The 22904-nt window shown below is 40.6% G+C and carries 17 protein-coding genes; 7 read left to right on the top strand and 10 right to left on the bottom strand.

Translation table 11 applies throughout. The features are described from left to right. The first annotated feature begins 256 nt into the window (after positions 1 to 256). A complete protein-coding gene (locus ASJ81_RS16255; RefSeq protein ID WP_095645273.1) occupies positions 257 to 931 on the top strand; it encodes a PHP domain-containing protein in 675 nt (224 codons plus the stop codon). Between the two features lie 316 nt (positions 932 to 1247). After that, positions 1248 to 1580, top strand: coding sequence for a hypothetical protein (locus ASJ81_RS16250; RefSeq protein ID WP_095645272.1), 333 nt, complete (start codon positions 1248 to 1250; stop codon positions 1578 to 1580). A 307-nt stretch (positions 1581 to 1887) separates the two neighbouring features. Here ASJ81_RS16250 and ASJ81_RS16245 read toward each other — a convergent pair whose 3' ends face one another. Beyond that, positions 1888 to 2514, bottom strand: a complete 627-nt coding sequence (locus ASJ81_RS16245) for a type 1 glutamine amidotransferase family protein (protein ID WP_095645271.1) — start codon at positions 2512 to 2514, stop codon at positions 1888 to 1890. A 117-nt stretch (positions 2515 to 2631) separates the two neighbouring features. Further along, on the bottom strand, positions 2632 to 2994 hold the full coding sequence (locus ASJ81_RS16240) for a nuclear transport factor 2 family protein (RefSeq protein ID WP_095645277.1): 363 nt from the start codon (positions 2992 to 2994) through the stop codon (positions 2632 to 2634). A gap of 1200 nt (positions 2995 to 4194) precedes the next feature. Between ASJ81_RS16240 and ASJ81_RS16235 the strand changes: the two genes are divergently transcribed. Beyond that, entirely contained in the window at positions 4195 to 4527 is a 333-nt protein-coding gene (locus tag ASJ81_RS16235; protein ID WP_095645270.1) for a hypothetical protein, read from the top strand. A gap of 243 nt (positions 4528 to 4770) precedes the next feature. On the opposite strand, the gene ASJ81_RS16230 is transcribed toward ASJ81_RS16235, so the two are convergent. Continuing rightward, positions 4771 to 5133 (bottom strand): nuclear transport factor 2 family protein, encoded by a 363-nt coding sequence (locus ASJ81_RS16230; RefSeq protein WP_095645269.1) that lies wholly within the window; start codon positions 5131 to 5133, stop codon positions 4771 to 4773. Between the two features lie 347 nt (positions 5134 to 5480). On the opposite strand from ASJ81_RS16230, the gene ASJ81_RS16225 reads away from it, so the two are divergent. From ASJ81_RS16225 to ASJ81_RS16210, 3 genes are all read left to right on the top strand, one after another. Then, positions 5481 to 5843, top strand: a complete 363-nt coding sequence (locus ASJ81_RS16225; protein ID WP_095645268.1) for a hypothetical protein — start codon at positions 5481 to 5483, stop codon at positions 5841 to 5843. 429 nt (positions 5844 to 6272) lie between these two features. Continuing rightward, positions 6273 to 8594: a metallophosphoesterase gene (locus tag ASJ81_RS24850; RefSeq protein ID WP_245860224.1), complete on the top strand. Its 2322-nt coding sequence runs from the start codon at positions 6273 to 6275 to the stop codon at positions 8592 to 8594. After that, positions 8591 to 11815, top strand: a complete 3225-nt coding sequence (locus ASJ81_RS16210; protein ID WP_095645266.1) for a DNA double-strand break repair ATPase Rad50 — start codon at positions 8591 to 8593, stop codon at positions 11813 to 11815. The genes ASJ81_RS24850 and ASJ81_RS16210 overlap by 4 nt, the downstream gene beginning before the upstream one ends. A 130-nt stretch (positions 11816 to 11945) precedes the next feature. Here ASJ81_RS16210 and ASJ81_RS16205 read toward each other — a convergent pair whose 3' ends face one another. From ASJ81_RS16205 to ASJ81_RS16180, 6 genes are all read right to left on the bottom strand, one after another. Then, a complete protein-coding gene (locus ASJ81_RS16205; protein ID WP_095645265.1) occupies positions 11946 to 12734 on the bottom strand; it encodes a C15orf41 family protein in 789 nt (262 codons plus the stop codon). A gap of 762 nt (positions 12735 to 13496) precedes the next feature. Then, positions 13497 to 14207 carry a hypothetical protein gene (locus ASJ81_RS16200; RefSeq protein WP_095645264.1) on the bottom strand — a complete coding sequence of 237 codons (711 nt, stop codon included), beginning with the start codon at positions 14205 to 14207 and terminating at the stop codon, positions 13497 to 13499. 60 nt (positions 14208 to 14267) lie between these two features. Beyond that, a complete protein-coding gene (locus ASJ81_RS16195; protein WP_095645263.1) occupies positions 14268 to 15119 on the bottom strand; it encodes a ribose-phosphate diphosphokinase in 852 nt (283 codons plus the stop codon). 76 nt (positions 15120 to 15195) lie between these two features. Continuing rightward, complete coding sequence (gene moaC / locus ASJ81_RS16190; RefSeq protein ID WP_095645276.1) at positions 15196 to 15663, bottom strand: cyclic pyranopterin monophosphate synthase MoaC; 468 nt, start codon at positions 15661 to 15663, stop codon at positions 15196 to 15198. A 323-nt stretch (positions 15664 to 15986) separates the two neighbouring features. Then, positions 15987 to 16172, bottom strand: a complete 186-nt coding sequence (locus ASJ81_RS16185) for a hypothetical protein (protein ID WP_095645262.1) — start codon at positions 16170 to 16172, stop codon at positions 15987 to 15989. A gap of 77 nt (positions 16173 to 16249) precedes the next feature. Beyond that, a complete protein-coding gene (locus ASJ81_RS16180) occupies positions 16250 to 17758 on the bottom strand; it encodes an NAD(P)H-hydrate dehydratase (protein ID WP_095645275.1) in 1509 nt (502 codons plus the stop codon). 488 nt (positions 17759 to 18246) lie between these two features. Between ASJ81_RS16180 and ASJ81_RS16175 the strand changes: the two genes are divergently transcribed. Beyond that, complete coding sequence (locus ASJ81_RS16175; protein ID WP_048109093.1) at positions 18247 to 19713, top strand: DHH family phosphoesterase; 1467 nt, start codon at positions 18247 to 18249, stop codon at positions 19711 to 19713. A 344-nt stretch (positions 19714 to 20057) separates the two neighbouring features. Here the strand turns inward: ASJ81_RS16175 and ASJ81_RS16165 are convergent, their stop codons facing one another. Further along, positions 20058 to 22553 carry an oligosaccharyl transferase, archaeosortase A system-associated gene (locus ASJ81_RS16165; protein ID WP_245860223.1) on the bottom strand — a complete coding sequence of 832 codons (2496 nt, stop codon included), beginning with the start codon at positions 22551 to 22553 and terminating at the stop codon, positions 20058 to 20060. Between the last annotated feature and the right edge of the window lie 351 nt (positions 22554 to 22904).

Here is a 22904-nt window from a genome sequence, read left to right as displayed (position 1 = left end):
CAAAATATGATAAGGGAAAATGGAAAAACTATTATATTTTTTATGCGGTTGAAAATCCCTTAAATTTGAAGAGGATACAATTCTTTGGCAAAAATGCCAAAGAATTTGTTTTTCAAGATTATTGCAGCTTTTTGAGGTAGTTAGCAGAGAAAATTGTAGGTTTGAGGAAAGAACAATAAGAGAAATCACTAGATTATGGAATTGTGTCCTCCTGCTTCAAAATTTATATAAATCCATTTCTCATTCTTCTGTTAGCATGAAATTCGATCTGCACGTACATTCCGAGCATTCAAAAGATAGCAACTCAAGCCATGATGATATTCTTGAAGCTGCAAGTAAAAAAGGACTTGACGGACTTGCTATCTGTGACCACGACACTGTGGAAGGCGGTCTTGCCTGTCAAAAAAGAGCCCTGGAACTTGGCCTTGAGCTTACGGTTATTCCAGGTGTGGAGGTTAGTTCTTCGAAGGGGCATATCCTTGTTCTCGGAATCAACCAGAATATCGAGCCTCTTCTAAGTCCGGAAGAAACGATAAAGAGAGCTAGAAAACTCGGAGGCACGGTTATTATTCCTCACCCCTTCAAGCGCAGTTCTCATGGGATAGGAAGCTTCGAAGGGCTTGATATTGATGCCGCTGAGGTTTTCAATTCCCGCTGCCTATTTAATAGAGCCAACCGAAAAGCCGCAGCCGAGGCAAAAAGGCTTGGAATCCCTGGCGTTGCAGGAAGCGATTCTCATATTCCCGAAATGGTGGGCCAAGCGTACACCGAGATCGACGCGCAGGAAAATACCCTTGAAGCCGTACTGGAAGCTATCAGGGAAGGAAAAGTTTCTCCTGCAGGAAAAAACACGCCCACGTCTATTATTCTTAAACAAATGTCAGGTAGTGCCATGCGAAAAATCAAGAAAAAACTATTTAATAAAGCCTGAGTGACTCAAAAAACTTTAGTATGCTATGAAGTCTTAGCAGGACTGCAATTTACTTACAATTGCTTATTTTTTTAGTGTCGTACTTTTCTATGATTAGTAAGTATAAGGAAAATTTCTTCTATTCTTCTTATATATCTCCCAGGTATATGCATATAAGTTAAGCAGCAATCAAAGTTTAGGTTTATTAATTCCAAGATAAGATTAATCTAGCCGAAGTAGCTGAAAATTGCTGTGAAACGCCATATTCAAAGGTTTAAAACGTCAAGTAGTAAGTAGATACACGAAATTCAAATAAACAAAGAGTAGGGGGTAAAGAATGGGAAAACAAATATCTGAAAGAATAAGAAAAACACTGAACATTCTCCTGTTAGTCCTTTTTGCAACTTCTCTAGCAAGTACATCCGTAAGCGCATCTGCGTCTGAAAAATATATAGAAAATAGCAATGATAGCTATACTCGTGGCTACTGTGAAGGATATTTAAAAGGATACAATATGGGGTTTACAGATGGCATAACCGGTAGAAGTTCGCTCATGTTCCCCATGATCTACTACGGGCCAGATTCCGGATACGATGGCGGATACTTTAACGGGCTTAGAGACGGGTACGGTGCCGGATTAAATATTGGAAAGAAATTATGCGGTATCTGATTCATCTGATCCGGCAAGTATCAGTGTAGTTTTCCGGCGAAATAATTCTAACGGTTATAAAGCCTGCTGATACCCATACCGAACAAAAAAGAGCAAAACTCAAGAATGGAGTTTAAAAGAATTACTAACGTTAGAATTCCTGTTCAATAATTTGAAGGCATGACCGGATTTTAGAGAGTCTGTAATTTACTTACGGTTGCCTATCTCTGGTCAACAAGGCTAAAGGGTTGCTTTGCCAGATTTGTCAATGATCCGCATGCCCTTTAACCTCGATTTGTTCTCTTTTTTCAATTTAAGGTTTTGCAATTCATTGAATTGAACTAATTAGCTCATAGAAATATTTCGATTCGTGAGTACGATAAAGATTGTACCATGAATCTAACGTTTCCAGCGAGAATACGTCCAGTTTCTTCAACACATGAACAGTAAATTCCAGCGGAGCTGTTACGGAAGCAGTAATCAGATTTTCGTCAGTTACAGCCGGTTCTTGTTTATAATACATTTCCCCTTCATAATTCGGACATGTCATTTTAAGGAACCCAAGATCATTACTGGTGTGCCATCTATTGTTCAGCATCCCTTTTTCAGCAAGTCCCATTGTAGCGCCGCAAATTGCTCCAATAATTACACCTTTCTGCAAACACTCTTCAGCCTTTTTTAGAATAGGGTCGTGAATTGCTTCTGTCCATGTATTTCCTCCAGGGAGGATCAGAGCTGCCGCATCTTCAATGATAAATTCTTCATGTCCGATATCAGGTATTATTTTTATACCACCCATTGTAATTACAGGAGTATTATCTATGCCAACTGTAACTATTTTTAAAGGTTGAGCCTCTTTTCTATAGAATCTTCCCGAGTTTACTTCAGCGCTTAAATAACCAACTTCCCAGTCAGCCATTGTGTCAAATACGTAAAGATATACTGTGCTTTTCATACGTGGTCCCACTGTTAAAATATCAAAATCATCTGTTTTATCCTTAGTCTTATAATGTAAACAAAAAAATTGTAAGATAATTGTATTAAATTAAGGATTTTTACAAAACCCTGAAAGTTAGATTTCATTATAATGAGCAATGCTTCTATTAACCTTACCATCTTCTCCAAAAAACAAAATTTCGGCAGCAAGTTTTCCAAAAACTGCTTTATAATAGATTACCAGGCTATTGACACTTACAAATACGTCAAGCAACTCAAACCGAAGATCGGGGACTTTTTCAAGTGCTTTTTCCCAGTATGATTTCACATTCTCCTTACCTTTAAGGGTGCCTGTTTGATCGTTCATTACAAGAACTATCATAGGAGTGGTCATCTCGAAATCTTCACTATAATGCTCGAGAATTCTATCAATGTTATGAGAATTCCAGGCCTCAATCCATTCTCTGGCAAATTTCTGTGCTTCAATTAGTGATATCATTTCATTGGTCATCGGTTAAGGAAAAATCGTTATCAATTGCATTGATTTTCATAAAATTTGTTAAATTATTCATCAAATGCAAAACTGGAATCTGATATCGATTTCAATTTAAACACTAAACATTTGGGTTTGAGTTTTTCCGTCGAAATCGAGATCAGCAGCTCAAAATCCTTAACCGAATACAAATGGATATCATTTAAACAGCTCTTATACTTCTAATAAATCGGAACTCCAAAGTTATTAAAATTTTTATTATTTATTAGAGAATTCCAGTTTGCTGTGGTTCCAGGAAAAAGGAATTTTAGTGCCCACAACAAAATAACCTATGCAACACACAATTATGTTTGAACTAGATAGTTGAGCTTGTTTGCGAAAATATTTGAGTACAGTATAAAAACGTGCCTAAGTTATTTCGCTACGGGTACTTAGTTGGATTTTCCTTGAATGACTGTAATTATTAATCTACTATTATTCCGAATTTATTTTTACTAGACTCTTAATTAATCCCATTTCAACTTACGGAGTAATTTCACAATAATTATCACAAATATAACAGGTATTATTACATTGAGCACAATCATTATTATTTCATTGATCCCCATCATTTTACAGCCCCCTACTTAATTTTCATTTCCATTTTAATTTAAAAAGCAGTTTCAAAATTAATATAAAGAATATAACAGATATTATTATGCTGAGCGCAAATATTATTTCAGAGGTACCTATCATCATCTTATTGCCCCCCTTATTTTTATCAATTATGAATTAAAATTATACTGTTTTTTGTAATATATTTTCTTATTACTATATACTGTTTCCTGTAGTTCCTTTTCACTGATATCGGCGGATTAAAGAGTTTCAGAACCATCGGATCAACAGCGTGGCTCAACAACGTTTTTGTGATATTGAGCGATCAATTCTCCTTTTTTTGATTCATTTCGATCTTTATTGTCCTTTTTTTCTATAATTAATAAGCATAAGGAGAATTTCTTCTATTCTCCTTATATATCTCCCAGTTGTATGCATATAAGTTGAGCAGCAATAGAAATTAAGGTTTATTAATCTCAAAGTAGGGCTAATCTAACCGATGCAGCTTAAAAAATTGCTGTGGACGCAATAAATATTCAAGGTTTAAAACACGAATTATAGTAAAATGACCACAAAATCCAGATTGATTAAACAAAGAGTTGGGGGTAAAGAATGGGAAAACAAATATCTGAAAGAATAAGAAAGACACTGAGCATTTTCCTATTAGTCCTTTTTGTAGCTTCGCTGACGGCTTCGTCCGTAAGTGCAGCTACATCTGTAAAATATGGAGACAAAAGCAATGACAGCTATACTCGCGGCTACTGGGAAGGATACTCAAAAGGATACAGTGCCGGGTTTACAGACGGCATAGCCGGTAAAAGTCCACTAATGTTCCTAATGATCTATTACGGGCCAGATTCCGGATACAATGGCGGATACTTTAACGGATTTAGAGACGGGTACGGTGCTGGATATAGCACTGGAAAGAAACTATACGATCTCTGATCCGGTGAGCATCTCTACGGTTTCCCGGTGAGATGACTCCATCGGTGATATACCAAGTGATGATAATTCATACCGGAACAAAAAGAGTAAACTCAAGATCTGTTTACTTGAATACAGAATCTAATGGACTTATAGGAAAGAGATATTTTCTGTGACAAAATGGATTAGATGGATTTAAACCTGAAGAGAGAACTGGTCAAGTAAATGGATCTGTAAAACGAACTCAGGTTGAAACCTTAAAAATCAAATTTCGTTATAATGAGCAATGCTTCTATTAACCTTACCATCTTCTCCAAAAAACAAAATTTCTGCAGCACGCTTTCCGAAAACTGCTTTATAATAAATTACCAGGCTATTGACACTTACAAACACCTCAAGCAGCTCAAACCGAAGATCGGGGACTTTTTCAAGTGCTTTTTCCCAGTATGGTTTCACATTCTCCTTACCTTTAAGGGTGCCTGTTTGATCGTTCATTACAAGAACTATCATAGGAGTGGTCATCTCGAAATCTTCACTATAATGCTCGAGAATTCTATCAATGTTATGAGAATTCCAGGCCTCAATCCATTCTCTGGCAAATTCCTGTGCTTCAAGTACTGATATCATTTAAACAGCTCCCATATTTCTAGAAGATCGGAATTTCTAAAAGTATTTAAATTTCTCTATCTGTTTCAGTAGTTCCGGTTTGCTGTGTTTCCAAGAAAAAGAAATATTCCGGATTCATTTTTATTCTGGATACGGTTTTAGAGATATTTTCACATATTATCGAAATATAAAAATAGAGACTACAGGTGTTGATTTTCATAAAAGAAAATAACTTATCGCTTACGGTCATATCCTTTCTATAAGCTCAAAATCCGTAAAATCAAATGAAACCAAATGAAACCAAATGAAATCAAATGAAACTGAACGAAATTGAACGAAACCAAATGTTTATAGTTGGGGGATAAACAGTGGCAGAAACAACCGACCGGAATAAACCTATGATCTGGAAAGAACTCGTACTTGGATTTGCTGTAGTTGAATCGTGTATATATCACTCGATTCGTACAATACCTATTGTGGCTGCGAGCAGTGCGGAAGAAGTGCTTTTTACTGAGAACGTCACCAGGCTTACGAAACTGGAGGTTGATGAGACTGTAAAAGGAGTCCTTCCTGTCCCGTTTCCAACATATGAGGTAACAGGGTCCATGTCGGCTGAAGGCGAAGAATTCAGCGAAGTGCTTCTTTTAGGGTATGAGTATCCAGGGGTACAGGCTCCGGATTGGATGGAAATTCTTAAAAGAGAGGTTGCAAACCCAAGAAGATGTGTATGAGTCGGCTTCGCAAAAAGCTTGTGTTTATTATGCAGGGAAAAAATAATTTGCAATGTGTGGTTTTTTTCTTTTTCTTTTTTGTGTCTTCATCTTTTAAAAAGAACTCCCTGACTGAATAGGACTGGTTGAGATACCTTGTTTCATTTAACTGAAATCCACATGGTCCGGCCGTGCCGTTTCATGAACCGAAAACAGCCTAAAATCGTCACCGTGATCTCCTTGAACTGATATAAATATCTAGGCTGCCTACCATTCGAAGTACCTTTAGAAGTCTATTTTTGAATCTTATGTCGGATTTACGTCAATTAGTCAGCATTACGGCACTAAAGATATTAACTCGAAATTTAAAGTCGGTATGATTTCTGTGGAAATTAGTTAATTACTAATATAGAAACCCTTATAGGGTAAAAATTAGAGACTGATAGAACCATGGCCAGGGAAATAAGGATACTCCACACTGCAGACACGCATCTGGGATACAGGCAGTACCACAGCGAGGCACGGAGAAACGATTTTTTTGCAGCTTTCGAACTTGTTGTAAAAGATGCGATTGAGATGCAGGTCGATGCCGTAGTGCATGCGGGAGACCTTTTTGATTCGAGGAACCCGACCCTTGAAGACCTCCTTGAGACAATAAATCTCCTGTCCAGGCTCAAGGCGGCTAACATACCTTTTTTAGGAATTGTCGGGAACCATGAGAGCAAACAGAATACTCAGTGGCTTGACCTTTTTGAAGAAATGAGACTTGCGGCAAGGCTCGGGAAAAAACCACATATAATAGGTAATGCGGCCATCTACGGAATCGACAGTGTCCCGAAATCAAAAATTCCTATCTTCGACTATTCAGAGTTTGACGCGCCGGACTCCAATGCTGTTTCCAGCTCTTCCACTGATTCCACTGACTCCACTTCCTCAACCCCTTCCACTTCCTCAACTCCTTCCACTTCCTCAACTCCTTCAGCCCAATCAACTCCGTCCACTTCTTCTAATCTATCCAGCCCTTCTCCTTCGTCCACCTCTTCTATCCCATCCTCTCCTGCGGAAAAATGCTGGAAACTGCTTGTCATGCACCAGATAATGAGTCCTTTTCCGTATGCGGAATGGGACTGTGACGAGGTGCTTGAAAATCTTCCTTTCAAGGTTGATGCAATTCTTCTTGGCGACTACCATGAACATTCAATAATTAAAAATAAGACCGGAGAGACCTGGATTACTTACCCTGGCAGTACGGAACGAAATAGTCTGTCCGAAAAAGAAGCCCGTTCCTATAATATCATCACACTTTCCGAAAAAGGGCTTGAAATTAGCAAGCGAACAATTCCAACCCGGAGATTTCTTTCCATTCGAGTAGAGTTGAAAGGGGAAGATAAACCCTATGAACAGATATTTTCTAAAGTGGACGAATATCTGGAAGAAATCCGTGAATCCGTAGTATTTCTGGAAATTTTTGGGGACTCGGGGGTAGTCCTGTCACAGAGCGAGCTTGAGGAGTACCTGCTTAATAAAGGAGCTCTTGTACCAAAAGTTATAGATCGGAGGGCAAAAGAATCCTTCCCTGAAGAAGTCTTAAAGGTAACCTTTTCTGATCCTGACCATGCCGTTGCAAGTGAGATCCGGAAAATGAGCTTAAACGACGGCGGGCTGATTATTGATGAAATTGTTCGGAGTCCTGATATTTCAAGGTCAAGGGTTGACGAGGAGACCGAAAGCAGGCTTTCGAAACTTATTGAAGCAAAAACTACGGATTTCAAAAGCCCTGATTTCAGGATAGAGATTCCTGCCAGTTCGGCCAGTTCCGACAATTCTGCTTACACTGCCAGCATCGCAAGTTCTGCCACCACTACAGGATTTCTGGAATTTGAAGAGATAAAAACCGATGCTGTAGAGGAAAACAAATTTGCAGGAAAAAAAAGACCGGCCGGAACAATTACCGGCAAACTTGAAATTACTGAACTCTCAGGAGTTCTGAGGACTTCAGACCAAGTTAATGATACTGAAAAAAAGGATACTAAAAAGAGTACTGAGGTGTCAAAGAGCATTGAAACCTCAAAGAGCATTGAGATTTCAGCCATGAATCAGGACCGCTCCGAACTGGCTCTAAGCTCAAGCTCTGAAGAACCATCGAATTCGGAGTTTCTGAAAATGTCGGATTCGAGATCAATAGAGTTATCGAGTAAACCTATAGTGCCGCTCGAATCGAATATCCTGCAGAGAACTTCAGAGAATCCTGGAAAAACTCAAGAAATAGAAACCGAGTTCAGGAAAGACAAAGATAACGAACCTGAAGTTAAACCTGAAAGTCAGGCCGAAAGGAAATCTGAAACTAAATCTAGAGGTCGAACCGAAAAGAAGCCTGAAATTAAATCTGAAAGTAAAACTGAAAGAAAGCTTGAAAGTAGATCTGAAAGTAATCCTGAAATTGAACCTGAAAGTAATCCTGAAAGTAATCCTGAAAGTAATCCTGAAATTGAACCTGAAAGTAATCCTGAGATTGAATCTGAAAGTAGTCCTGAGAGCGAACTCGAAAGTAATCCTGAAAATGAGCCTGAGAAGAAGAGTAAAAAGCTGTCTGAATCCAGGGTTAAAAGCAAACCTGAGAGGGAAAAAACAGGCAAAGCCGAAAAGTTACCTGAAGAGGAACCTTCCAGGGCTACAGAGCTAAACGAAAAAACGGGGAAGACAGGGTCGAAAAAAGGAAGGAGAAAAACTGCTGTAGTACCTCGACAGTATAACCTTGGTGATTACCTGTGAAGCTCAAAAACCTGTATGTTGAAAACATCCGGAGTTATAAAAAACTGGATTTTACATTTGAAGACGGAGTTACAGTCATTTCCGGAGTAAACGGGAGTGGGAAGTCCAGCCTGCTTGAGGCCTGTTTTATGGGGCTTTTTGGGAGCAAAATTCTCTCAAAGGATTTTGTGCTTGCGGATGTGGTCTTCAAGGGGGCTGAAAATGCAAAAATAAACCTGGGTTTTGAGCATTTAGGGCAGGATTATCTTATCGAACAGGCTTTCAGGTATTCCCCTAAAAGTGAGAACGTTTCAAATTCAAAATGCGTGCTCTATGCCAATGGGGAAAGTATTATCGATCAGGCTACCCGGACTTACGAAGAGGTCTGTTCCCTTCTGAATATGGACGAAGAGGCATACAGAAACTGCGCTTACATCAGGCAGGGTGAAATTGATGTACTCATTAATGCAAGACCAAAAGACAGGCAGCGAATGATTGACGGCCTTCTGCAGCTTGGAAAGCTCGAAGAATATAGGGAAAGAGCTGGAAGTGCAAAAACAGCGGTAAGAAGGCTTCAAAGAGACACCAGTAACAGCCTTTCGGGAGTAACAGCTGAAATTGAAGGAATTGAAAGCATAGAACCGCATGCTGTTTTGAATGGGCTCAGGCAGAAGGTAAAGGACAGCGATGCTGTCTTAAAAAAATTCAATGAGAATAGAGAGGCTGCAGCTGTTCAGAAAGAAAAACTCGACCTGATGATTACAGAGCACAGGGAACGCCTCCAGGAAATCCAGGGTCTTAAGCAGGCCCTGGCTAAGTCTCAGGAAGACAAGACTGACTGTATCCGGGAAAAAGAAGTTTTCGCCGGAGAAACCCATGAACAAAGGCAGGCTCTGCTCGGACTGGGAGAAGAAAATAATCTTATTCGGGAAGAATGCGGCTTTGGAGACCTTGAGATTGAGGCACTAAGCTTGCAGCAGGAAAAAGAGGAGTTTCTTGCCAGGGAAAAGGTAAATGCGATCTCAAAAGAACTTGCTCTTCTCCTCAGAGAAGAAGAGGTTCATACTCAGGCTCTAAACGATCTTGAAAACGAAAAGACTGAAACTGAACGGATTTTTACGCAGTGTAGGACGGATATTGGGACTACAAACGGAAAAATTGAAGAAAACAGGAAAAATATACTGAGAATAGAGGATGAGAATAAAAAGTTAAAAGAAGATGCAAAAGAGACTACAGGCTTCACGGATACTTATGAAATTCCTTTATTCATAAAAGAGCTGGAAGAAAAAGAGAGCCTTCTGCGTGAACGAAAAAACGAAGCCTCAACAAAACTTGCACTCGCTTTTAAAGAAAAAGAAACAGGAGATATAAATCTTCTCACACTTGATAAGGAACTTCAAAATTACAGGGTCACAGTCCGAAAAAGTAAAACCGATATAGAAATCCTTGAAGAAGAGCTCAGGGAAAATGAAAAGGCAATTCTGGGAGTCCATGAGCAAAAATCCGAAGCTTCCGCAGGGTTAAAGGGACTTGGCTTTACCGGAGAACAACTCGAGGACCTGGAATATCTAAGTGAACTTCTGCTGGAAAATAAAAACAGGTTACATGGGCGGGAAAAGGAGCTTGAAGCTACTATCAGGGAGCTTGATAAAGTAATCCGTAAAAACCGGCAGTTGCTTACTGAAGGAAAATGCCCTACATGCGGACAGGATCTTAAAGGCTCTGAAATTGCATGCACAACCGGAGAATCCGAACAGAAGAAAGAAAAGCTTGCAGCAGAACTTCTCGATATAAAACTCCAGCAGGCCGAAGTAGAGAAAAAACTTAATCGGCTCAAGGATGCAAAAAAACTGGAGAAGCGAATTTTGGATTACGACCTGGAAACTGAAAGACTCAAAAATAAGGCAAAGGACTTCCAGGAAAGGATAACTATCCATAGAACCCGAACCGAGGAAGATTCTCTAAAACTCGAAGGTCTTAATAAACAAAAGGAGGAACTTGAGGCTAAAATAGGAAAGCTCCTCCCTGATATTAAAGCTCTGCAGGGCTGGGAGGCTGCTGCTCAAAAAGCCCATGGCGAGAGTGAAAGAGTGCTTCGAGAGGCAAAAGCTTTTGAGAAAAAACTTGCTGAAAACGCCTCGGAAATTGAGAGCCTTAACGGAAAAATAAGGACTTCCCTTGCGCTGATCGAAAATTACGGGCAGAGGCTTGAGGAGCTCAGTAAAAAATTAAAAGGACTTGCCGAACGAGAGACTCTGGAAAAGGAAAAACTCAAAATTCTGGAAGTTGAACTTGAAACCCTGAGGAAAAAAGAAGCCCTGGCAAAAGAAACCCATAAAGAGAGTGCAAAGCATCTCTTGAAGACAAAAAAACTCGGGGCAAACCTGATCCAGATGGATAACATAAAGCACAAAATCTCAGAACTTGAGGCTTCAATCAGAAACCTTGCCGAAAAAGTCAGCTTTTTTGACCGGGAGATCCTTGAAAGAAACGAGCGGGTAAAACAGCTTGAAGGAAAGCTGGAGGGAAGCAGGTTCGAAGATCTTCAGTCAAAGCGTACTCAACTTGAAGAGTATCAGGCAACCCTCACTGAAAAAACCCGGCAAATAACGGCTACTAAAGATGCGCTCTTAAAAGAAGTCGGAATGGTTGAGAACAGCTTAAAACGCCGCAATGAGCTGAAAGACGAACTCAAAGCTCTTGAAAACAGGCAACAGTATCTCGAAGCCATATATAGTAATGCCGAGGAACTTGAGAGCATGTATATGCGCGTTCGGGCTGATATGCGGACAAAAAATATAGGGGCCCTTTCTACCCTTTTGAATGAAATGTTCAGCTTCATGTACACAAACAATGCCTATTCCCATATCGAACTCGACCCGGAATATAATCTCACGGTTTACAGAAAGGACGGCACTCCCCTTGAACCCAAACTCCTTAGCGGAGGAGAACGTGCAATCTTTAACCTTGTCCTGCGCTGTGCAATCTATAGGCTTCTTGCTATGGGTTTCGGCGGAGACAGGGCAGACGGGCTTCCCCCCATGATCCTGGACGAACCTACGGTTTTTCTGGACCGCGGTCATATAAACCAGCTTTTGAAACTAATAGACATGATGCGCGGCATAGGCGTAGGCCAGATTATTGTGGTCTCACATGACGAATCCCTTATAGATTCGGCAGACCATGTCTTCCAGGTAGAAAAAGATCCTATTACCAATATGTCATCTATTGTAAAACTTTAATACAACCGTTGCGCCGGTTGATCAAAACCGTTGCGCCGGTTTATCACGCCTATAGGGTTTGGGGATAAGGTTCTCAAATCCAAATGTTACTGGGGTTTTCGCTCAAGCCTTTTTTGAAAAGGCTTGCGGTTCACCAGTATACAAGGTAATTAAATAGCTCGTCAATTTCCTTTTCATACTCTTCAAAAAAGCTATAGTTTTTTACAAGATACCCTTCAGCAGGGATATCTTCGAGATACCCATACCAGTAGACAACCATGCCCTCTCCGAAAATCTCTGCATATTCCCTAAACTGTTTCTTTGAATAATGTTCGTGTTCGAAGTCGTCTCCGAAAAGCGCTTTGCTTTCAATCCAGTTGACCATGAGATTGTCTATGCATACAGGAGTTTCCAGGACAAAATCAGGAGTCTTACCATCTCCCTTAGCTCGAATCTCTACTTCGGTACAATACTGAATTTTCCTATCATCAAGCCATTTCTGGATAAGTGCTTCTCCCATCTCACCTTTCTTACACTGCATCTCATGGGCGTGAGGAGAAAAAAAATGATCGGTCTCTAGAGCTTTTTTGACTTCCTTTCTAAGGCGACGGTTTTCAATTAAGTCCACATTTTTGAAAAACCAGTTTATACTTTTCTTGGAAATTTGACAATTCTTCATAATAAGCGATGCCATAAGGGTAGGAGGAAAGCCTGTGTACTCTGCAAGATCAAGAATCGTACGTCCCTGTTTCCATTTTAAAAAAAGTTCATTCTCTCGGGAATAAATTTTCCTGTGCTTGAACCGAGTCTTTTTTACGACCTTCTGGTTGAGGATTGTTGCAAGCACGCCTACGGGTTTGGAATATTCCTCCGAAAGGCGGAAAACGTCTTTAAAATCATGCAGTGAGCTATAAATTATCTGGTATGTTTGGCGGTCCATCCTGAATCATCGTATCCTTTTTTGTTTCCTTCCCGGGAATGCGAAATGAAAGTTAAGTAGAGTGAAAACGAGAATCTTACGATATTAAAATTCTCTCTCAGACGCACAGTTAATTATCCATAATCCTTCTATGTGACTCTGTTCCAAAATCCAGTGATTTTTGCATTTTTGATAGAAAGTCTTAATTAGCAAGAAGAATCCAGTTTTTATCAAAATCGATATTCGCTATCTAAAGACTTGAATCACTAAGTTGTATTACATGGATGGTGACCATTTATAAAATCTAGTGATTTTGAGTTTTACATTCATCACTAGATTTTGGTACTGAGTCTTCTATGTTCATGGTTTATAATTTATCAACACCTTAAAATCCAGAGCAATTGACTCCTGTAAGGAGTCAAGCAGGTCACCTTAAGGAATGCCGAACAATGAAAATAATATTTCCTTCAAGAGTCAGAGACCCTTTCCGGAACGTCTGCCTATGCCTGAGTTACTTTTTCTAGCGTGAGAACTGTTAACCAAGCCTTTAAAAAAAGGCTTAAGCGCAAACTTTTTCAAAAAAAGTTTGATCAAAAATCACTGTTAAATCTAAAACGTCGTAATGGCATGATTAAACAGTACAACGGTTGCAGCACAAGCCTTTTAAAAAAGGCTGACCGAAAACCACTGTTAAATCTAAAATGTCATGATGGTTATGATTAGTCAGTGAAATGGTTGTAGCTCAATGGTTTCGAAAAACAGCCATTTTCGAGCTGAGGGCGGTTAACTCCAGAAGTCCTCATCATAAGTTTCAGGAAGATCTATTTCCATTGCTTTATCTCTACGTTTTTCCCTGCTCTCATGGGACTTTTCTGCTTTTTCTTCTCTTCCTGGCAAGCAAGAGTTATCTTTTTTACTGGTATCAGAACGTACAAAGATTGTTGTATGCTTATCTCTTGAAATAACTTTTTCTGAAGCCTTTGAATTTTCCTGTACCCTTGGCTGGGTGTTTGCATAGATTATCGAGTTTTGTTCAGTCGACTCAATTTTCAGTCTGGATTCCAGCCTCATGGAAGCTTTTTCAGGGTCACTGAGAGCATATCTTTCTCTCGGTTTTTCGTCGTGGTTTACCTCGGGATTTAGGTCAGGCTTCCTTACAGTTGTTTCCTGGAAGTGCCGGCTCTTAGTAACACTTTCTTCTTTCCTTTCAACATGTCTTTCAGGAGACTTTTTTATGAGCCTTGAAGGGATCCAGTCTCCTTTTTCAGAGACGTTTTTTCTTTTAGATAGGGGATCTCTGCCTAATTTTCGGAAAGTATCCTCAGCATAGGTATCCTTATTATGGTCAGCTTTACCTGACTTAATTTTACTCGTTACGCCGTAGCCTATAAGGCAGGTGGGTTCTTTCGTTCTCCACTCAAGGCAGAAGAGGTGGCACTCCCGCCCTTTACATGTCTGGCTTTCATCAAGTGGACAGACTTCTGGAAGAGTCATAGTACTAAAAACAACAGAATATAAAAAATAGTTAACGGTAATAAAATTAAACTATTTTAATCAGAGTCCTTTAAGAGCGTCTGCAATAAGGGGAGCAACACTCAGCCTGCTCTCTCCTTTTTCAAGGGTGTCGGTTCCGATGATATCCTTCACGCCCGCATTGAAGAGTCTTAAAGCTGCATTCCTTGCAAGTACCGGATGTACACAGGCAATGTGAACGTCTGCTGCTCCCTGAGCTCTGAGCATTTTGATAGATTCAGCCATTGTCCCGCCTGTTGCAATCATATCATCTACAAGGACAACGTTCCTGCCTGTTGCATCGAGATTTTTTGTCTTGATTACAACCGTATCTCCACTGAGTCTTGTTTTCTCCAGGTGATCGTAATCAAAGCCCAGACCTGACGAGACACGCTTTACAAGCCCTTCAGCTCCAGAATCGGGGGCAATGAGGAGTGGATTTTCCAGGTTAAGCCCTACGATATGTTCCCCAACAAGTTTAGCTGCGTCAAGGTTTTCCGCGTGGCCAGGGAAGTGCTCAAGCACACTTTTTTCGTGAATGTTTATCGTAAAGACACGGTCAGCTCTGATACAGCGGGCAATTGCACGGGCACTAATCGGCTCTCCTGGCTTGAACTTCTTGTCCTGTCTTGCATATCCCATGTAAGGAATCACGACATTGAGTTCTTTTGCTCCTTCACAGGCATCGATAAGCTGGAGCAGGGAAACAAAATCAGAATCAGTGGGCGTACTTTGAATAAGGGTCACACGTTCGTTTTCGGTATCTTCTGCTATTCGGAGATAAAGTTCTCCATCAGGAAATCGATTAAACTCGGAAAGTACAGGCTCTATCCCTAAAGCCCGGGCAGTGCGGCTGGCAAGTAACTGTGATGCTGGTCCACCTATAATTTTCAAGATATATACCTCAGTCTGCCGTCTTGATATATTCCATCCTTTAAAAAGCTTATTTTTTATGGGCTCACCCTGAGCTTTATCCTTTGATTTTTTCGAGCACCCTGATATTTTGTATTGAAGTGTTTGGATAATTCCCGCTTTCGTCTTTTTCCACTGATTTCACCATATCCCAGATTGTCAGCAGAGCTGCTGAAACCCCTGTTAGAGCCTCCATCTCAACTCCTGTTTTTCCTACAGTCCTGACTTTTACCTCCACTGAAATCATCCCTTTGCCGATCTCAAAATCCACATCTATTGCAGTGATAGGGATCTGATGACACATTGGGATTATCTCAGGGGTCTTTTTAATCGCAAGTATGGCCGCAACTCGCGCAGTCGCGAACACATTCCCCTTTTCCACATCCCCCGTTCTTATCTTCTCTACAGTCTCCTCGGAAAGTATAATGTCCCCTGCAGCTCGTGCCAGTCTCGGAACCTCACGTTTTTCGCTGACATCTACCATATGCGCTCTGCCGGACTCAATATGAGTAAATTGCTTTTCCACAAAATCACCGCGTTTTTCACACATGTATAAACTTGATTAGTCTGGTTCAAGCCAATCTGACTTTCAATTCCATTTTTCTGGGCCTTTCAATACTTTTTTAACATTTTAATAGATTTTTCTGGCGTTTCTAGTGCTTTTTGGCGTTTTATGCATATTTAGTATTTCAACGCAACTTTTATAGGATCAATCGGCTCTGATCAATTGGTTCTGATCAATTGATTATGATCGGTCGATTTTGATCAGTTAATTCTAATCAGTCAATTATAATCAGTCAATTCTAATCAGTCAATTATAATCAGTCGGTTCTAATCAGTCGATTTTGATCAGTCAATTCTGATTTGCTTTCTTTGTGAATAGTCTTCAAGTAATTTACCCAGCTCTTCTCTAAGTTCGCTGGCTTCTTCAAGATTTAGTTTTATGACCTGTTCATCTTCCCCGTGAAAAATCGCAATTCTTATCCGGTTTCTTTCGATTTCCAGCTCGATTTTCCTTTCAATTTCAAGTACCATACAAATTCCCTCCCCATTAAGCAAATATATAGTATTTAGACGTAGACTTTACTTTATCTCTTTTACACAATCTTTTTTTACCCTATTTCGGCTATTTTAATTATTTCAGGAATTTTCTCCAGAACATCCGTTGCAAGCAGCCCGTTTCCGGCCTTTTCAAAAGCCAGATCCCCGGCTGTCCCGTTGATATGCGCAGCACAGGCTGCCGCGAGAAATGCTGGATTTCTGGAAAAAAGCGATCCTGTAAGCCCTGCAAGGACGTCACCCGTACCTCCTACGGTCATGCCCGGATTTCCTGTTCTGTTCAACAAGGTTTGTTTTCCGTCCGAGATAATATCAATTTTTCCTTTGAGAAGTGTTACAACCCCTTTTTCTTCCGAAAACTCCCTGACGGCTTTAATACGAGCTTCCAGGCTCTCAGGGGTTTCCATATTTCTCAGGCGGGCAAACTCCCCGGCATGCGGGGTTACTATCAGTTCGCAGTTGCCTGCAATGCTTTCAAAAATGGTGCCTGAAAGAGCTGAGAGGGCATCAGCATCAAGAACCGCTTTCCTGCAAAAAGGAATGATTTTTCGGACGGCTTCCAGGGTTTCTGTCGCTCTCCCTAGCCCCATTCCCATCACAACTACATCATGGGAACTTATAAGATCCAGAAGGATTGAAAGATCATCAGGGCAGAGAACATTTGAAGAGAGTTTTCGGACGATCAGGTTAGGAGAATATGATGCTACTATTTCGGCTACAGGTGCGGGAACTGCTACTGTCACAAGGTCTGCTCCAGCCTTAAGGGCTGCAAGAGCTGCAAAAGTCGGAGCGCCTGAGTACGGACCTCCTCCTATAACAAGTATTTTTCCGGAATCCCCTTTGTGCTCCTCTGACTTCCGTCTGCGCAGCATCATAAGGTCTCCGGGACCAACATACTGCTCGGCGTCAGTACAGATTCCGATATCTGCAACCTTTATCACTCCGGTGTATTCTTTTGCCTTCTCGCTCAAAAGCCCGATCTTCATACGGTGAAAAGTAACTGTAAGCCCTGCATGCACGGCTTTTTCAAAATCTCCACCATCAGGATCTAGTCCTGAGGGAATATCAATCGAGATTACAGTTTTTCCGGCTTTCCCTTCAAGGTTTATAAGGTCGATAGCCGTTGATTCGGGCTCTCTGAGCTTTCCATTTATTCCGGTTCCGAATACCGCGTCTACGAGCAGATCAGCTTCCTGAAATAGTTCAGAAGCCGAAGCTTCAAGCTGGCTTGAGTCCGTTATTTCGAACATATTTACACGGCTGAACTTCAGGAGGGAAAAGTTACGGAAAGCTTCTTTCGTTCCTATATCCCTGGATTTTCCCAGCAGTACTACATTTACAATGTATCCCAAAGAGCCTGCAAGATGCCTGGCTGCAACAAAAGCGTCTCCCCCATTATTTCCCCTGCCTGCAATAAAAAGTACCCTGCCGCTCTCAAGCTTTCCCCTTATGTGCTGTGCAATTACGGCCCCTGCATTTTCCATTAACTGGACAGGTAGAAGCCCAAGGCATTCGCAATTTCGGTCTATCGCCTTCATCCTCAAAGAACTGATGCACTTCATAACCATTACCTACTGACTATCTCATGTGGTCCCCTTTGCCCACCACTTAAGCTTTCAAATTGCCTATGAAAAACTGTCTATGAAAAACTGTCTATGAAAAACTGAACTTTCTAGTTCACATAAATATTCTCTGACTTATAGATAGAAATTGTTATATACCTCCAGAGCAATTGAGGGAATTTATTTCTTATATTTCTACACCGAGGAAAACCTATTTGATGTTATTAAGTATATATGTTACATTCCGATATAACATAATATACCGGAATTTTTGAATTTTCCATAAAAAGCATATTATTTCTTTAAGAGTACAGTATATAAAACTCAATTTCATAAGAGTGTCTAATCAGCAAGAGAAACAGTCCAAAAAACTACAGTTAACTTTACGGTTAATTCGCTGCAGTAAAATGTGAATAAGCAGGATTCTGATCAAATGTTTGCTTTCCTTTACACTTGTCTGGACTTATATAAAACAGGGAGGACTATTTTTGCTTAACTTATCAAAAGATGCGGATAGCAATCTTAAAAGTACAGTCAAACCCAGATACCTTGTTCTGGGAAGTGGAAGTGTTGGTTTTGCACTTGCAAAAGAGCTCAGGGAAAGCAATAAGCTCGTAATTATTGTAGATAAAGACGAAGCTAAGGTTGAGACTCTCAGGGAAGAAGGCTTTGAGGCAATTGTAGGCGATATCTCCGACCCTGAGCTTGTCGATAAGATTGACCTTAAGAATGTTGTTGTTATACTTTTCCTGACTTCCAATAATGAGGCTAACAGAAAGGGCATTGAGAATTTCAAAAAAGCAATTAATCCTGATGTTCAACTCTTTTCTCGCGCCTCAGATATTATAAACAAGGAGAAAATGGAAGATCTTGGGGCAGATTATGTCTTTATGCCTTCCAAGCTTGTTGCAAGTTCCCTTTCCCGTTCCCTTGAGAGGGCCGAATCGGTTCACAGGGGTAACAGGCTTGCTCGGTGGCTTAAAGGGATAAGGGACAAAAGACTTGCTATTGTAATTCACGATAACCCTGACCCGGATGCTATTTCGAGTGGATTGGCCCTGAAAGAGATTGCAAAGAGCATTGGAGTTGAAGCAAACATCCTCTACCATGGCAGAATAGGGCATCAGGAAAACAAAGCCTTTGTAAATCTTCTAGGGATTGATCTAGGCAAGATGGAAGAAAACGGCCTCAAAGGCTACGATGAAATTGCCTTGATAGACTGTTCTATTCCCGGCGTTAATAACATGGTTCCTCCCAATTCGTTTGTGGGTATTGTAATTGACCATCACCCACCAGGAGAAACTGAGATAAAGGCCGAGTATATAGATATCCGGCCTAATTTCGGGGCAACGGCTACTATAATGACAAAGTACCTGCAGCAGCTCAATATTAACATCTCCAAGACCCTGGCAACAGCCCTGCTCTATGGAATTAGGACTGATACTCAGGATTTCAAGCGAAAGACTGACCCAGCAGATCTTTCAGCTGCTTCGTACCTTTACCCACTTTCGAACCACGGAATTCTTGATCAGCTTGAGCAGCCTTCTATGGCCATCGAAACTCTTGAAGTACTCGGAGAAGCCATAAGAAACCGACAGGTGCTTGGAAGTTATCTTCTCTCGAATGTCGGGAACATAAGAGATAGAGATACACTTCCGCAAGCTGCAGATTACCTTTTGAGCCTTGAGGGAATCTCTACAACCGTAGTTTTTGGGGTTACCGAAGACCGCATTTATATCTCCGGGAGAAGCAACGATATAAGAATTAACCTCGGCGAAGTTATGCGCCAGGCTTTCGGAGAAGATGCCGGTGGACATGCAAATGCAGCAGGAGCCCAGATTCCTCTTGGAGTTTTCAGTGCTACAAAAGACCGGCAGACATTACTCAGGCTGGTTAATGAAGCCGTAGTGAAAAGGTTCCTGAGTGCCGTAGGAGTTGAAAGTGTGGGAGAATGAGGTCTTATTTCAGCTCTATCCCTACCGTTGAAAGTGTCTTTTCAAGATATTAAGTAAAGCCGATTTGAGAAACAATAAAAGGAAGAAAAAGGGAATGAAAAAAGTCCTTTTTATCTTTTAAAGGGAAGAAAAAAGAATGAAAAAAGTCCTTTTTATCTTTTAAAGGGAAGAAAAAAGAATGAAAAAAGTCCTTTTTATCTTTTAAAGGGAAGAAAAAAGAATGAAAAAAGTCCTTTTTATCTTTTAAAGGGAAGAAAAAAGAATGAAAAAAGTCCTTTTCTCTTTTCATTTATTAAAAAATTTTAATTTCTGTTTTCGTTTCAAAAATCCGGTTCAGGAAGTCCTTATTTTGAGTCTGGGATTTTCACCTCTAGCTTGTTCCCTTTCAGGATATCATCTTCCGTTACCTTGATTTCTGAGATTGTGGCATTTCCTCCTGCATTCAAGGAATAAGTCGATAGAGCATTGACTCCGCCTGCCTTATTTTCGGTCGAGTAAGGTACGATTATTTCAAATGAACCGTTTTTGTCTGATGTTACTTCGTTTTGATACGTGAATTTTCGGCCTGTGTTTGAGCTAAGCTCAAGGGTCGCAGTAATGTTTTGTCCTGGGTCTGCAGTACCTGAAAGCCTGGCTCCGGGGACAAACTCGAATATCTTTACGTCACTGGTCGTATCATTATCTTCCACAGAAGCAATACTTTCATGGACAAGCCTGAGGTTTCCGAGATTTGATCCGTCAAGTTGCTGAAGTTTGTATACTTCGGTTTCCGTGTATTCCTTTTTAGCAGTTGCAACGGTTTGAAACCCACCTTTTCCACTGACGGTTTGAACATTTAGATACTTGTTTATGTCCCCGCCTGCAAGCTCGACAATGGACCCAAACTTACCGCCTGCCATCAGATTGTCGGTTATTACATACTTTACTTTGAGCTTTTCCATAATTGCCTTTGCTTCTTCTTCGGAGGCCGTCGTGAAGAAATGTGCAGAATCGTCTACGCCAGTCTGGAAATTGTTTGAAACTGCAGGTCTTTTAGCCTGATAAACAATCCAGTTTCCGTAATCCCACCAGCTCAAAACTCCATATTCGGGAGTTCCGGACGGATCAAGGTAGTAAGAAGTTTCAGGGCTCGAAGTTCCAAGCCATGTCAGAGAATCTTTCCATACAGGATCAATCACGCCCTGATCTTTTGCGAAAGCAAGTCCTGCCCATGTGCAGGGGATAAACACAAGCCCTAGCAGTATTAGGGATGAAACAATTTTAAAATAGTCGGGTTGAGAATTATTTTTTGAGACCGAAGAGTTACTTGTTTTCGATTTTGATTTTGTTTTTGCCTTCATTTCTTTTCCTGCCTTAAGTGCAGGCACGGCATTTTTCTCGGAAACGGGACCGGATTTTACTAGCTTTCTTACTTCAGTCTCAAAGTTAAAAGATTGAAGTAAAATCCAGAGGAAGTATGAAGTAAGGATTGAGACGTTTACTGCGAACAGATATGAAAAACGCCTCTGAGATAGCGTTAAATATGCGAAAAAGACTGACCATAAGAGGAAAAACACCCCTTCTGGCTTTGCGTTTTCTCCTTTCCACTCAAGGCCAAGCAGGAAAAAGCCTCCCAGAGTAGAAAGGAAACAAAGCCCGAGACTTCCCAGTACTGGCGAAAAAGTAAGTTTTCCCTGTGTAGTTAAAAACATTGGCAGGGCTTCAGAAATCGTGCCTATATATTCACCTTTTCCGAGGAAGAAGTTCATTCCTTCAATTATGAAAGAATAGGATTCGGCGGAAAAAATTCTAAGAGATAAAAGCCCTGCTACAGAGACCAGTATTAAAGCAGCTGGATAGTACTTCCAGTCAAGATCTCTTTTCGAGATATAGAAGGAAAATCCCCAGAGGATTAAGGTTCCGGCTATCATGATGAACAGATAGAACACCTGGAACCAGGAAACATACATCGCACTCATTTCCAGACCCGGACGCAAGGACTCTGCTGACAGGGGAATGGTAAAGAGAAGCGTTGCAAGAAGGGTCACAGTAGAACATATAAGAAGATAGGCTGAGCTTTTCCCGACCTTAAGGTCGAGTGTAGTCTGTATGAATGCGTAGAATACAATAAAGCTTACAAACACCGGAGCTCCTATCCATGTGTAAATCAGAAGTGCAAAGAATAGTCCGGATGCTCCTGCAAGAGCTAACGATTTTATTAGTTTCTTTTCTGAAGAGATGGTTTTGAGAGAGGCCAGGGAAAGAGAACCTTCTCTTGCCCACTTTAAAGCAAGTAAGAAACATGCATAAGCCGAAGTTGAGAGGAGGGTCTCTGCTACGTGATGGTCAACTGCTCCAAACCGAGAGATGTAAACATGAGCTGGAATCACTGCAAAAATCAAGGCCCCAAGAAGTGCGGTTTTTCGGTCAAATACCGAAGCAGCTGCTATATATAGCGGAATTATTGCCAGAACTCCCAGAAGCACTGGCAGCAGAGCTCCTGCAAACTCGGTGGTATACAGACTCGGGTGACCTCCTCCCAGGATATTTGCAAGCAACGCACCCAGGAAGTCAAAAAGAGGCGGCCACCCTACTTCAAAACCATTAGGGTAATTGATATAAGAATCGAAGTTAAGGGGCTGGGGAAAATTGACAGCTGTATATAAAATGCGCCGCATATGGTAGAAACTATCATATCCCAGAACATTTATGCTTCCGTTTGCAGTAACGGCAGAATATGAAATCATGCGCATGAGAAAAGCAATCAATATAACTGCAGTCAAAGAAATAATACCGAATTTTAAATTATGAGTGGGCCGTTTTGCCACCGGACATCCCATGCCTTTGTTCGTAGTAACCATCTCTTTTAGTTTTTAATTTTTGCATTCATTGAACTTTTGAATATCTTAATCTTTGATAGTAGTTGAATTAATATAATAACTTTAAGGTTGTTTTAAGATCTAAATAATAATGTGATTGTTGAACTTGTTGATAACATGGATATTCTTAACATGTTGATAACATGGATATTCTTAACATGTTAATAACATGAATATTCCTAACATGTTGATAACATGAATATTCCTAACATGTTGATAGCATGAACATTCCTAACATGTTGATAACATGGATATTCTTAACATGTTGATAATATGAATATTTATAATATGTGATAACATGGATATTCTTAATATATATGACCGTAGACTGTA

Origin of the sequence: Methanosarcina spelaei (genome assembly GCF_002287235.1) — an archaeon.
Taxonomy (GTDB): Archaea; Halobacteriota; Methanosarcinia; order Methanosarcinales; family Methanosarcinaceae; genus Methanosarcina; species Methanosarcina spelaei.
This window is presented reverse-complemented; position numbering and strand designations above follow the sequence as displayed.